The 13,574-nt window shown below is 43.3% G+C and carries 11 protein-coding genes; all 11 read left to right on the plus strand.

Annotated features, from left to right (window positions below):
* Positions 1-37 precede the first annotated feature (37 nt).
* The 11 genes from KFV11_RS05265 to KFV11_RS05315 all read left to right on the plus strand — a co-directional run bounded on the left by KFV11_RS05265 (position 38) and on the right by KFV11_RS05315 (position 13,570).
* The gene (locus KFV11_RS05265; RefSeq protein ID WP_254250542.1) at positions 38-316 is read left to right on the plus strand and encodes a hypothetical protein; all 279 of its coding nucleotides are present in this window, start codon (positions 38-40) and stop codon (positions 314-316) included.
* A 1-nt stretch (position 317) separates the two neighbouring features.
* On the plus strand, positions 318-626 hold the full coding sequence (locus KFV11_RS05270; protein WP_254250543.1) for a phage head-tail connector protein: 309 nt from the start codon (positions 318-320) through the stop codon (positions 624-626).
* Positions 626-928 (plus strand): hypothetical protein, encoded by a 303-nt coding sequence (locus tag KFV11_RS05275; protein ID WP_254250544.1) that lies wholly within the window; start codon positions 626-628, stop codon positions 926-928. The genes KFV11_RS05270 and KFV11_RS05275 overlap by 1 nt, the downstream gene beginning before the upstream one ends.
* Complete coding sequence (locus KFV11_RS05280; RefSeq protein ID WP_254250545.1) at positions 922-1,266, plus strand: HK97-gp10 family putative phage morphogenesis protein; 345 nt, start codon at positions 922-924, stop codon at positions 1,264-1,266. The genes KFV11_RS05275 and KFV11_RS05280 overlap by 7 nt, the downstream gene beginning before the upstream one ends.
* Positions 1,267-1,270: 4 nt before the next feature.
* On the plus strand, positions 1,271-1,654 hold the full coding sequence (gene gp17, locus KFV11_RS05285; RefSeq protein WP_254250546.1) for a tail completion protein gp17: 384 nt from the start codon (positions 1,271-1,273) through the stop codon (positions 1,652-1,654).
* Between the two features lie 12 nt (positions 1,655-1,666).
* The gene (locus tag KFV11_RS05290) at positions 1,667-2,209 is read left to right on the plus strand and encodes a phage major tail protein, TP901-1 family (protein ID WP_254250547.1); all 543 of its coding nucleotides are present in this window, start codon (positions 1,667-1,669) and stop codon (positions 2,207-2,209) included.
* A gap of 62 nt (positions 2,210-2,271) precedes the next feature.
* The gene (locus tag KFV11_RS05295; protein ID WP_254250548.1) at positions 2,272-2,631 is read left to right on the plus strand and encodes a tail assembly chaperone; all 360 of its coding nucleotides are present in this window, start codon (positions 2,272-2,274) and stop codon (positions 2,629-2,631) included.
* 29 nt (positions 2,632-2,660) lie between these two features.
* Positions 2,661-3,008, plus strand: a complete 348-nt coding sequence (locus KFV11_RS05300) for a hypothetical protein (RefSeq protein WP_254250549.1) — start codon at positions 2,661-2,663, stop codon at positions 3,006-3,008.
* Between the two features lie 13 nt (positions 3,009-3,021).
* A complete protein-coding gene (locus KFV11_RS05305) occupies positions 3,022-7,479 on the plus strand; it encodes a hypothetical protein (protein ID WP_254250550.1) in 4,458 nt (1,485 codons plus the stop codon).
* A gap of 50 nt (positions 7,480-7,529) precedes the next feature.
* Complete coding sequence (locus tag KFV11_RS05310; protein WP_254250551.1) at positions 7,530-8,342, plus strand: distal tail protein Dit; 813 nt, start codon at positions 7,530-7,532, stop codon at positions 8,340-8,342.
* Positions 8,339-13,570 (plus strand): phage tail spike protein, encoded by a 5,232-nt coding sequence (locus KFV11_RS05315; protein WP_254250552.1) that lies wholly within the window; start codon positions 8,339-8,341, stop codon positions 13,568-13,570. The genes KFV11_RS05310 and KFV11_RS05315 overlap by 4 nt, the downstream gene beginning before the upstream one ends.
* Positions 13,571-13,574: the final 4 nt, after the last annotated feature.

Raw genomic sequence — 13,574 nt, forward strand, 5'->3', positions numbered from 1 at the left:
CTTAACGGCCTCCTAATCTTATTAAGGTGGTGAAATTATGTTAGGAAAAGTGTTGGTAACATTCACAGACCGATTGAATCTATCAGTCAGTCACACTAAGGATGCAATCTTTCAGACGTATGACGCTGAACGCTTTGAAGAAGTGACGTCTGATAAGAATGCAGCTAAAGAAGTTCTTGTTAAGCCGCTGACAGTCTCTGAACTGAATGAACTTGCTAAGAAGCACAGCATTGAAGTGCCTGCTAAAGTGAAGCGTGACGATCTTGAAGCATTGATTGAAGGTGAATTGTATGGAACTGACGCAGACGCTGAGTAATGTGAAATTGCAGTTAGGCATCACTGATACTAAACAGGATGACTTACTTACGCTTATCATCAACAACGTCGGGAAAGCGATGCTCGGCTATCTGCCGGCTCTTACGTCAGTACCGGATGAACTGGGCTACATTGTTGAAGATGTGGCCGTAGCACGCTATTACAGACGTGGTAGCGAGGGCATGAAGTCTAAGTCGATTGAGGGTTACAGTGTGGCTTACGATAAAGACTTCGACAGCTATCTGCATATCTTTGAACGCTATCAACCGGAGGAATCAAATGATACTCCTGGGGTGGTGGCGTTTTACTGATGGATAAGGACAGAGCAACATTTTATAAGTCAGTATCAGCCTACGACCCTAAGCAGTCAAAGACAGTCACACAGCTGTCAGAGATTGCAACCTATCCATGCATGGTAACGGGCCTCTCTAACAAGCGTCAACTTGAGACATTCGGCAACCTCACAAGTGCAGATGCAGTTATCAGACTGATTAATAAGGACATTACTGGAGCTACACACGTGCTGATCAATAGCAAAAAATACAGAGTAGCCAAGATATCCGATTATCAAACTGACCAGGTCGTCTACATTAAAGAGGTGCAGTCATGGTAAAGTGGAAGGGCCTAAACAAGATGAAGAGCGACCTGCAGAAACTTAGTAAGCAATCTGATAAAAAACTGGATGACGCTGTCCAGGATATCCGAATCATGCTGCAGGGTGAAGTGAGTGATGCTGCAGTATTTGACAAGGGTTACTCTACGGGTAATTTAAGACGTCTGATTAACTCTTCAAAGACTGGTCAGGCGCGTGGGATTCTTTCGTCTCCTGCTCACTATTCGGGGTACGTTGAAAAAGGCACCCGTTTCATGGACGCGCAGCCTTTCTTTTTTAACACAATTAGCAAGCAATCTGAAACAATCATGCAAATACTAGAAGAAAAGACGAGGTGATGAGTTGAAGTCACCAAGACAACAGCTTTACGATGATGTGTTTACAATGATATCGATGCTAGGTAACCAGGTCTATGACCGCCTACCAATGGACACAGTACCTTATCCGTTTATCGTCTTGAAGAACGACAATTCGGACTATGGCAATATCCATAAATTCACACGTAATATGAACGTCTCGCTCAAGATAGATACATGGTATTTATCCGCTGACAGAGGCGCACATGACAAGACTTTGACTCAGATTGAGCAGAGTCTTTTTAATTTGCGTGAAATTGAGGGATATGCGCTTAAGGTCAGAGACATCAACACATCAGAGATAACCGACACAACGACAAACGACGATCTATTACATGGCACGATTAACGTGACCTATCAAATCAATTAAAGGAGTGTTTATATGAATCAAATCGCAGATGGCGTTTCTAAAGTATTGTACTTTCGTAAATTAGGCGATACAAAACCAGCAACATTAGTATTACAGCAGGAACATTCAAAATCTTATAAGCGTGATCGCGAGGCAGTCGTGACTAAAGCAGGTCGTATCTTTAAAAAAGCACTGCTTGAAGATGAACTTTCCATCAAAGCATTACAATCTACAGCTGATGATGCATACAAGATGTTAGATGACTCTATCGTCGATGACTTTGCACTTGAAGTCTGGGAAGTGGATCTCGCTAAAAAGTCAGCAGATGGTAAGTTTCAGTCTGAATATCGTCAAGGCTGGTTGACTGAATGGGAAGCTACTTCGGCGGCCGAAGATGACCCGACAGTTGAAGGGACGTTCGTAACATACGGTAAGCGCCAAAAAGGACTTGCAACAGTACCACCAGAAGATTTACAGGCAAACGGCATCCTTGGTTATGTCTTCCATGACATGATTGCTTCGGACGTTGCAGACGACGGCCTTGCAGACCTTGCATCACAACCAGTAGTAGCATAAGAAACGAGGGGCCTCGGCTCCTCTTTTTATTTATAAAAAACTAATTATATGAGGTGTATTAAATGTTAACAATCAATGTAAATGGTCAAGAATTAGAATTACGTTTCGGACTCGGCGAATTAAACGCAGTGGATAAGGCTTTAGGACTCGAAGTAGAAAAAATCAATTTAGGTGAAGGCTTTGAAATGCTAGTGCCAAAATTACAAACAGCGAATCCATTAGCAATCGCTAAAATCATCCCTGCATTAACGCTCGGACAACCTGCACGACCAAAGACAGAAGAACAAGTGATGCAGGTGCTTCAAGCAGTTAAAGATCAGTATGGCTCATTCCAAGGATTCGCAGACGCGGTACTTGAAGAAATGAAGCATCATTTTTTGACCCAAGACCTCGTAGAAAAAGCGCTCCAGGAGACAGTGTAAGTACTGTAAAAGTTACTTATTGGGACATAGTGATTAAGGCGATGGCGAACTTCGGCAAACAGTCCATTGATGAAGTCAATCGGATGACACTGACGGAGTTCTACTGCCTGTCACATGCAAAGAATGAAAGGGATTTATACGACGAGTACAAGATGCACAAAGCCGCCTTTTTAGAACGTGAAGTCAACGCTCAGACAGAAAAGGGTGCAGGCAAGAACAAGCGTCATGAATACGTCTATAAATCGTTTAAAGACTTTTTCGATTATCAGAAATCTGAGAAAGCGCTGTATGAATTTGAACAGGAAGTGCAGTCAAACGGCAAGTCTGATAAACAGAAAGTCGCTGAAATGCTTGCTGAACGAAATAAAAAGAAATAGGGAGGTGGATTGAATGGCAGATCATAAAGATACTTATACACTGGAGGCCCTCTTGACGGGTAACAACAGCCGTTTGAAAAAGGTAGTCGACCAGGCTGTGATGATGCTTGAGCGACTTGAGAATCGCAAGAGCGATGATGTGAAGATTGATGGCGATGTCAAGCCTCTTCAGAAGAAGGTCGAAATGGCAAGACGGTTATCTGAATCACTGGACGGTAAGAATGTTGAGATTGATATCGATGCGGACACTTCTAAGTTATCAAGTAAAGTGAAGCAAGCTGAAATCGCTTCTGACTTACTCGATAAGAAGAAGGCGCAGATTGAAATCATAGCGCGCAACAGTGAAGCGATCAGAAATATGCAGCGCGTACGTTTATCAGCTAAACAGCTTTCAAGCGAAAAGCCTAAAGTTGATATTGAGGTCGAAGAGGCTGCAGCAGTATCACGTATTGCCAGATTTAAGGCTGTTCTTAAATCGATTCCTAACAAAGTACGCGTCCGACTTGATGCTGATCCGTCGGCAGTCGATAGACTAACACAACGATCAGGATTATTCCAAAAAGCATTCAGGTCCGCATCTAACAGTGTAAAAGATGGATTTGGTGAGACAGCATCAGAAATCAGCATGATGCAGAACGCGTTGATGGCACTAGCGCCGGCAGCCATTCCTATTGTAGCGTCACTGGTTCCGGCCGTGATGGCAGTAGGTAATGCGATTGCAGTTGTGGGTGGTGGTGCTATCGGCTTAGCGGGTGCCTTAGGAATTGCTGGAGCAGGCGTAATGATATTCGGCGCAATGGCAACATCAGCATACAATATGCTACAGGATGGCACATTACAGGCGACAGCAGAAACGCATGCATTTAATACGGCGTTAGATAATCTCAAGGGTACATGGGCAGGATTAATACAGAGTAATCAGGCAGCCATTTTTACTACTATGGCCAACGGTGTAAACATCGCTAAGACGGCTTTAAGCGGACTTAATCCATTTATTACAGGCGTCTCTAACTCTATGGCGGCCATGAGTACGCAGTTACTCGATTTCTTCAATAAATCAGCTATTGCAAATAACTTTTTTGCGATGCTTAATACAACTGGTGTATCAACGTTTCGTAATGTGTTAGGTGCTGCCGGCAATTTTGGTGCCGGACTTATGGCGATCTTTACATCGTTTGGGCCGTTGTTTACATGGATGGGGCAAGGACTCGCAAACATGTCAGCACAGTTTCTAGCCTGGTCAACATCAGTTAGTACAGCTGATGGCATCCGCAACTTTATCAGCTATGTGCAGACTAACTTACCTGTAATCGGCTCGATCTTTGGAAACGTCTTTACTGGTATTTTTAACTTATTTACAGCCTTTGGCTCAAACAGCCAAACAATATTTGGTGCCTTGCAGCAGATGGCCGCACAATTTGCTGCATGGTCGGAAACGGTCGGTCAATCTCAAGGATTCCGTCAGTTTATTGATTACGTGCAGACTCAAGGTCCTATCATCATGAGTACCATCGGAAATATCGTAACTGCGGTGATTGCCTTTGCAACAGCGATGGCGCCGGTCGGTGCGGCAGTTCTTGGTGTAGTATCAAGCATTGCTCAATGGGTGGCAGGATTTGCAATGGCGCATCCTCAAATTGTGATGGTGGTCGGTGCGATTACATCATTCATCGGTGCATTAGGTTTAGTGTTACCGGTCGTTATGAATATAGCGACTGGCATAATGACAGTCATTCGTGTATTTAACATGATTCGTACAGGCATTCAGCTTGCTGCAGGAGCGTTCGCGTTATTGACGAATCCTATCGGCTTGGCAGTCGTCGCTATCGGTCTGATTATTGCAGCCCTAGTGATTGCTTATCAAAAGTTCGAAGGGTTTAGAAATGTTGTCAATGCAATCGGTCAGGCACTTGTAACAGGCTTCCAGATGTGGTTGAGCGGATGGTCAGTAATGTATAACGGCATTGTCAACGGCATCACTACACTGTCTGCGTTGATGCAAGGATGGGCCGTTATAATCGGCGGTGCATTAGGTGCTGCGTGGAATGGCTTAGTTGCGATTGTTACAACAGCATGGGCAGCTATTACAGCAGCTGTGACGGTTGGTATCAGTCTCATCACAACAGGTATGGCATCGTTTGGTGCAATGCTGGCATCTATCTTTACAGCAGCATGGAATGGCTTAGTCGCGATTGTAACGACAGTATGGGTCCTTATTTCCACGGCAGTGCAGTCAGGCATTCAGTTTGTTATTTCAGGTCTGACAGCATTCGGATCGATGATTCTTTTTATCTTCTCAGCTGCCTGGAACGGACTCATTTCCATTGTGACATCAGTCTGGTCTGCTATTTCATCTGCCATCAGTGCAGCGATCTCAATAATTACAAGTGTTGTATCAAGTGGATTCAATGCGGTTGTTTCAACTGTCATATCCATCATGAGCAGCATTTCATCCGCGGTCAGCTCGGCATGGTCTGCGATTACATCAGCAGTCAGCGGTGCAATATCAGCAGTTGTGTCTGCTATCTCTAGCGGCTTTAGTGCTATGCTTTCGACAGCGACAAGCATCATGTCGTCTATTTCATCTGCGGTTGCGTCAGCATGGTCAGCAATCACGTCAGCTGTAAGCAGCGCGATATCTACAGTCGTCTCATTTATCTCATCTGGATTTAGTCAGATGTTATCAGTGGCGACAAGCATCATGTCATCAATCTTGTCAGCAATCATGTCAGCGTGGTCATCCATTACATCGGCGGTATCATCTGCAATTAGCACAGTCGTATCAGTGTTAACAAGCGGATTCAGTACGATGATCAGCGCAGTCACCTCGTTCGCATCGTCACTTATCTCAAGCATAACGTCGGCGATGTCGTCATTCATCTCAGCTGTTACTTCTGGCGCATCATCTGCGTTGTCCGCCTTAACAAGTGGACTATCTGCGATGGTATCAGCCGCAGCTGGATTTGTAGGAGAAATGATGTCAGCCGGCCATAACTTAATCATGGGGATGGTCAACGGTATTACTGGTGCTGCAGGTAGCTTAGTCAGTGCTGCAGTCGGCGCTGTAAAAGGTGCGATTGGTGCAGCTAAGGCAGCACTTGGTATTCATTCACCATCACGTGTGTTCAAGAAGATTGGTTACTACACAGTACAAGGTTTAGTTATCGGGATTGAAAAGGATATCCCGCGCGTCGCAACAGCGATTGACAGAATGCTCAGACCAGTAACGCAGGGACTTGCTAAACTTAAGAGCAATAACTACAATACAGCAAGTCAAGGCGCAGCTAGTGTCTATGGATTCCTGACAGCCAACATGGCGACAAGCACTAAAAAAATTGATGATATCATCGCAAAGCGTAAAACCATTTCAGACAAAATCGGCAAACTCAACAAAGATTTACGCAAAAAGATGACAGTCAAAGTACGTGCTGCTAAGACCGCAGAAATCAATAGGCTGAAGAAGCAGTACGCATCACTTCACAATATCGCGTCAGGACAGTACAAAAAGCGTGAAACAAATAGAAAGACGTTTTACGAGATCAGACCGATGCAGATCTATCTGACACGTATTGCTAAGAAGCGTGAAGAACTGGCAACACGCATTTCAGCAGCCCAGGATAAACTGGATGCTGTGCTGCAGAAACGTACAGACTTTAAGAATAGTATTTTAAACGATACACGCGGCTTTGCATCCATTGGTAATGCTAAGGTATCAACATCTAAAGGTCTTATCGCGGATATGCAAGCCCGCTACAAGGCAGTTGCTCAATATGCCGATAATATCAACAAGCTGAAATCACGCGGTGTGAGCCAGAATATCATCGGAGATTTACTTGCTGCAGGGATTGACGGTGGTGCAGAACAGGCACGTATCTTAGCGAATGCCTCCAAAGCAACGATTCAACAGCTTAATACAATCCAGAAGAATATCAACAGCAAGACGTCAGTATTAGCAGACAGACAAGCCAGCGATTTCTTTAACGTCGGCGTGAACGCGGCACGTGGCATTGTTGAGGGATTAAAAAAGCAGGATAAGGCACTGCAATCTGCAGCAATACGTCTTGCGGACTTAATCAGCAACACGGTGAAAAAACGTCTAGGTATCCACTCGCCATCACGTGTGTTTGCTGGCCACGGTGCATATACGGTGGACGGTCTGATTGTCGGCGTGAAAGCAAAGACAGCTGCTGCTGTCAGAACGATGTCAGGACTGGCAACTAAAGTCTCTGATGCCTACACACCTAAGTTTACAAACGGTCTGCCGGACATCGCCGGAAGTGTGCGAAATGCGACTGCTAATGTGGCATCACAGGTCAATGCAGATGTGATCAACACAGTGCGTAATGAGCCGGTCGGTGTGACTCTGAACGCTAACTTTGCACTCGGTAACAGAGATTACAATGCGTTTGTCGGTGACATCACTGACAGACAGAATACAAGCGTCAGACTCGAAGAAGTCTATGACGTATAGAGGCTATCAAGTGATAGTCTCTTTTTATTTTAATGAAAGGTGGTGGATGAATGGCATACAGTTTTACTGATATGACGCAGGTCGGCTCAATGCAAATCAACAGCGGCGTACAAACAATATTCAGCGGTATCAATATCGATTCCACATTAACAGATAGTAACTGTACAGTGATGACTTTAAACGTCACAGGACGCGGAGCAGTGGATTATAACTACAGTTCAGTTAGTCCAGACATGTTAGACGGTGAACTCTTTCAAAGTCTGACCCTTAAACCGAGACAGTTGCAGGTTGAGATGATGATCAGTGCAAAAGATAATGCGACACTGCGCAGGAAGTTCGAGCAGCTGAATGTCATGCTGCGTAAATCAGATATTGCGGCTATCCAGTTTACTGATGAGAACGACCGATATTATTACGGTGTTTACACAGGCTGGGACAATCCAAAAGAAGACGCAAACGAATTAGTATTCACACTTGAATTTAACTGCTCAAATCCATTTAAGTATTCAGCTGAAAAAACGATTGCTTATAATAATTCGGCTGTCTTAACTGTTAATAGTGATTATCCGACAAAGCCCTATATAGAAGTCAGTTACTCTGGAACGTCGACAACACTTGACATCATTAACACAACGACCAACAAAACGATCAAACTGTCTGGACTTAATCCATCAGTAGAAAAAATATACAAGATTGATGTATCTCGCAACAGCATCTTAAAAGCGAGTACAAACATTGACGGCTTTACAAACTTAGTCATCACGTCTGACTGGGAGGATTTCAAAATCAAGACAGGTGACCAAATTGTAATAACGCCTGCACCTGCCAGCACACTGATTAAATACAAAGGAGTGTTCTTATGATTTATCTGTTCAGTAATAAAAAGGAACTGACTAAGATCATTCCACGCGGTAATTTAATCGGTGCAATACAGGAGTTAGAGATAAACGGTCTCTATCTTGCAGAAGTAGAAGTTCCTTTATTCTTTAAAACGGAGCAGGGACAGGTCTACAATCACAAAAAATCATTTGATTCAGCTGCTTTCTTTGGTTTCTTTGATCTCAAGAAAAATTTTCAGCTGTATAAGATTCATACGCGAAAAGTGGACGGACGCACCCTCACAGTGAGTGGTGTCCATCTATTCTTCGATGAAGCTAAAGCAATGACAGTGATTAGAGATAAGCGTCTGGTCAGCGTAGATGCTAAGGCAGCAACAGATGCAGCATTCAGCGGCACAGGGTGGATAGTTAAGGAGACAGATGTCACCAGCCTTAAATCACTCGACTTTTATTACGAGACGCCGCAGGACGCACGTAAACGTATCATCGAGTTATGGAATATTGAGTTTGATTATGACTTCGGATTTGATGGCCGTAAGATTACATCAAAGAATATGTACATTAAGAAGAAGCTGGGTCAGTGGACAGGTGACCGTTATGCATACGGCACAAACATATTATCGATTGTCCAGGAGCAGGACGAGGCGGAAGTATTTACGGCAGCAATCGGACGAGGCAAGGCAGATGATACAAACTCAGCACTTAACAGCAAAGTATTGTTCGATGAATTAGCATGGTCAAAAGACGGCTATACAAAGCCGGTTGGACAAGACTATATTGAAATCGTGTCAGCTACCCAGCAGTATGGCTACTATGATGCTGCAGGTAATGTTAAGCCGCGTATTGCACTAGTCGACTTCGATGACGAACAGGATCAACAAGTGTTGGCTGATAAGACATACGAATGGCTGAAGCAGAACTGTGTGCCTAAAGTGTCCTATGAGACGACCGTTGCTAAGTCAGGTGATTACTACTTAGGCGATGAAATCGGAATCATCTATAAAGACATTGATATCGTAAAAAAAGCACGTGTGGAAAAGATTCGTGTCAATCTGCTCAACCCAAAGCTGTCAGAGTTAGGATTAGGCGATTACTCGTTCTTCAAGCAGGATCGTTTTAAAAAGAATGTAAAGAACGACATTGCGACTGTTAAAAAAGACACATTGACTGGATTACAAAAGTTAAGGCAGGATTTTAGCGACAACTTTGATGCACAAAAACAGGAAATTGATGCACAAATCCAGCAGGTCGAAATCAATGCACAGGCACAAGTCACAGCTGCTGAAACTCGAATGCATGGGGAGATAGACACTGCAAAAAGTACATTAAGCACTGATATTACAGCATCATACAACAACGCTGTCACAACGGCTGAATCGAAAGCTAAAGAAATGGATGCAGTCATATCTGGAGAATTGACATCGGCTAAATCACAGCTGAACACCAGCATCACAAACAGCTATAACAATGCCGTATCTTCGGCACAGACTAAAGTATCTGAAGCAGAGGCGCGACTTAACACAGCCATCAACAACCAAAAAGCAGCACTCACAACTGACATCAACAACAGCTACACTAAAGCTGTAACAGATGCAGAGACGAAGGCTAAAGCGTTAGATGCGGTAGTGTCACAACAAATCACAGATACAAAAAATACGTTATCTACGGATATCAACACAGCTTACACAAACGCAGTATCAGCAGCAGAAGCGAAAGCAAAGGCACTGGATGCTTCAATCACACAGACTGTTACAGCGAACAAACAGGCTGCTGACTCTGCACTCGGTACACTCAACACAGCACTTAGCTCAACCAACAGTAAAGTCGGTACAATAGAGCAGAATGTTACAGCGGCACAGAATAATATCACAACGCTGACTAATACAACTAACTCACAGCAGACAGCAATCAATCAAGCTAAACAGGACATCAGTGGGTTAACAACTACGGTCGGTGGACATACGAGTAAAATCAGTGACATGGATGGCAAGATTGCGTTGACTGCCACTAAAACAGAGGTTCAGAGTGCAGTTGATGGAATTGTGTTTGGTGGGGTTAACTTAATCCGTAATAGTAATTATGAATATCCTAAGCCAACAAGAGAATACTTGCAGACAGTTGATTTAGCACCTATATTTGAAAGCTATTCATTAACTCAAAAATATTCATTGTCTATGGATATTAAATCGCCTATTGCTGGTATTATTCAAGTCTACATGCAAAATGGTAGCGGCACTAAATATAGTTTTGTTTCCCAAACAGTACAAGTGACAACTGAATGGCAACGTTTCAAATTTGAAGGGTTGTCTCCTGTATTAAGTAAAGCCACTGAAACGAAAGCTATTCTATCATTTTATGGCACATACGATTCAGGCAGATTCCCGATTGTCCGTAATATCCAACTCGAGATAGGTACTAAAGCTACACCTTACGACATTTCACCTTTAGACCGTGATGCCCTTATCAGCCAAAACTCCGCAGCTATTGTTGTGGCAAACAATGAAATCACTAAGCGGGTTACTAAGACTGAGTACGACACTCGTACAGGTCAGATTGAACAGACAGCCAATACAGCGAAATCAACAGCAGATACGAACTCACAGACGATTACGACTGTCAAAGGTAATGTTGATAGTCTGACACAATGGAGAGCTGACAAAGGTACGGCTATTGATCAGACGATTGATGCTGTATCGACTAAAGCATGGCTAACGGATATTAGTCCGATTGACGGAAGATTACAGACAGCCGAAGCGAATATCACGACTAATGCCAATGAAATATTGAAGCGTGTAACTAAGACAGTCTACGATGCAGACACACAGCGTATCGAGGGTACAGCTAACACGGCTAAGAGTACAGCAGATAGTAATACTACTGCCATCACTACGGTAAGTGGTAAAGTCGGTGCTTTAGAACAGTGGCGGACAGATAAAGGCAGTCAGATTGACCAGACAATTAATGCGGTTACAACTAAAGTATGGACTAATGATATTGATGCGGTTAAGACTGGTACGACTAATTTAGTTGACAACAATTCAATAGTCACAGGTATCGGCACGACAAAAGAAATGGATATACTTGGATGGGCAAAGGCGATATTACCTAAGACATGGGTTCAAATAAAAATTAAGCCTTCAACAACCTATACTGTTTCTTATGATGTTCAACTAACAAGTAAGCCGTCTTCTCCTTTAAGGGCAAATCAACAATACGGGCATACATTGTTCTATTCTCCAACTGCGGGCTTCACAGTTATGGCACAAATGACTAAAGCCGCATATGAGTCTATGCCAGTTGGTAGCACTATAAAAGTCGTAGGAACATTCACTACACCTGCCTCTATTGCTTCTGATACGTATATATTGGCTTACACGGCATTTCATATAAAAACTAATGCAGATGGCACAACAACTAATGAATTTGCAACGATGAAATATAAGAATTTTATGTTGGTTGAGGGGAATAAAGTTGGTTCATATCAACCCGCACCCGAAGACGCTGAAAACAAAATAGCAGAAATCAAAGTGACAGCAGACGGTGCATTGACGAAAGCTACTAATATCGGTAATGACTATGTGAAACAGTCAGCAGTCCTTGTGCAGCCAGATGGTGTATTAATCGGTAGCAAGAAAGTCAGCGGTACAGAGATAGCGAGTGCTATATCGGTTACACCATCAAACGTGGATATCATTACAAAGGTTATGCGTGTCACAGGTGATATGGTGGTAGCAGGCGATATTAAGTCGTTGTCGTTATCAGCAGTCAATGCGGATATTGCCAACTTACGGGCGAGTATTTTAACGGCTGACAGCGTTACTGCTACGGCACTCAAAGCTGACACAGCACTCATTACAAAGCTGAATACGAACGCATTACTGACCAACTATCTGACTGCTGATACAGCGATGATTAACTCGATTAAAACAAATGCAATAACGGCGGTAAGGGCAGACGTGGCATGGTTGAAAGCTAATGTGATTACAGCGGATAGTATTGATGCAACGGCTTTAAAGGTTGATACAGCATTAATGGATAAGCTGAATGCAAATAGCATACTGACTAAAACTTTAGTTGCAGACAGCGTACTGACTGACACGATTAAAACGAAATCACTCGATGCAGTGTATGCGGATATTGCTACGTTAAAATCGAGTGTTATCACGGCAGGCAGTATTACAGCGGATGCGTTAAATGTAGATGCGGCGATGATTGATAAACTTGATGCTAACGAGATACTTGCCAAAAAGATTGTGACAGATGTTGTCTTTGCAGATACGGTCAAAACGAAATCGCTTGAAGCTGTAAATGCGGACATTGCCAATCTAAAGGCTAAAATCATTACAGCAGACAGTATTGACGCAACAGCATTAAAGGTCGATACTGCATTAATGGATAAGTTAAATGCAAATAGCATCTTAACTAATAAACTCATTGCTGACACTGCGATGATTAACGCAATCAAATCAAATAGTATAACAGCTACACGTGGCGATATTGCTTGGCTCAAGTCAAACATCATCACGGCAGACAGTATCACGTCAACGGCTATTAAGTCTGACACAGCGATGATTGATAAGTTGTTTGCTTCGTCAGCATTAATTGATCGGTTAACCAGTAAACAGGCATTTATCGACAACATCAACTCTATCAGTGTGACAGCTAACAGTGTGATGATTAACAGTGTTAAGGGTGAGTTAAATAAACCTAACAGCGGATTGAAAATCACACGTCCAGATGGTGCAGTAGCGATTGATAATGGCATGATTAAAAACGAAAGTATGATAACGACTACGATGCCGTACTTTATGTCGAGCGTGCCGCCGAGACCGGGACAGCCGTTTGAAGGTATCGCACACTTCTATCAAAAAGGCACGTACTACGGCACTAACCGTAACACTCTCGCATTAGGTGGCGCTCTGTACTCAAACTATGGACGACTAGCGTACTATCACTTTTTTCATGGCGCGAGATATGTTGTATTGACTATACGTATAAAAGTCAATTACACAGGCGGAGGGTGCATGGTTCGTAACTCTGATGACAGCATCTATAAGATTGTAACAGCAGGTTTAAATGATTCTAAAGCTGATTCTAACGGCGAAGTACCTTTCGATATCACGGTGGATTTAGGAACACCTACATATCAACGTAAGGAGTTTTACGTTTACTTCCGTCCTATCGCTGACGGCCCGCCTGATGCTGATGCGTTGATCCGTATACTGGACTGTCGTGTTACCGATTATCTATAAGGAG

The organism is Macrococcus equipercicus (genome assembly GCF_024205945.1).
GTDB lineage: Bacteria > Bacillota > Bacilli > Staphylococcales > Staphylococcaceae > Macrococcus > Macrococcus equipercicus.

Bases quoted from the DNA above. Each gene is read 5' to 3' on its own strand.
- KFV11_RS05295 (WP_254250548.1), top strand. From the start codon at position 2,272: ATGTTAACAATCAATGTAAATGGTCAAGAATTAGAATTACGTTTCGGA.
- KFV11_RS05315 (WP_254250552.1), top strand. From the start codon at position 8,339: ATGATTTATCTGTTCAGTAATAAAAAGGAACTGACTAAGATCATTCCA.
- KFV11_RS05310 (WP_254250551.1), top strand. From the start codon at position 7,530: ATGGCATACAGTTTTACTGATATGACGCAGGTCGGCTCAATGCAAATC.
- KFV11_RS05280 (WP_254250545.1), top strand. From the start codon at position 922: ATGGTAAAGTGGAAGGGCCTAAACAAGATGAAGAGCGACCTGCAGAAA.
- KFV11_RS05305 (WP_254250550.1), top strand. From the start codon at position 3,022: ATGGCAGATCATAAAGATACTTATACACTGGAGGCCCTCTTGACGGGT.
- KFV11_RS05265 (WP_254250542.1), top strand. From the start codon at position 38: ATGTTAGGAAAAGTGTTGGTAACATTCACAGACCGATTGAATCTATCA.
- KFV11_RS05290 (WP_254250547.1), top strand. From the start codon at position 1,667: ATGAATCAAATCGCAGATGGCGTTTCTAAAGTATTGTACTTTCGTAAA.
- KFV11_RS05275 (WP_254250544.1), top strand. From the start codon at position 626: ATGGATAAGGACAGAGCAACATTTTATAAGTCAGTATCAGCCTACGAC.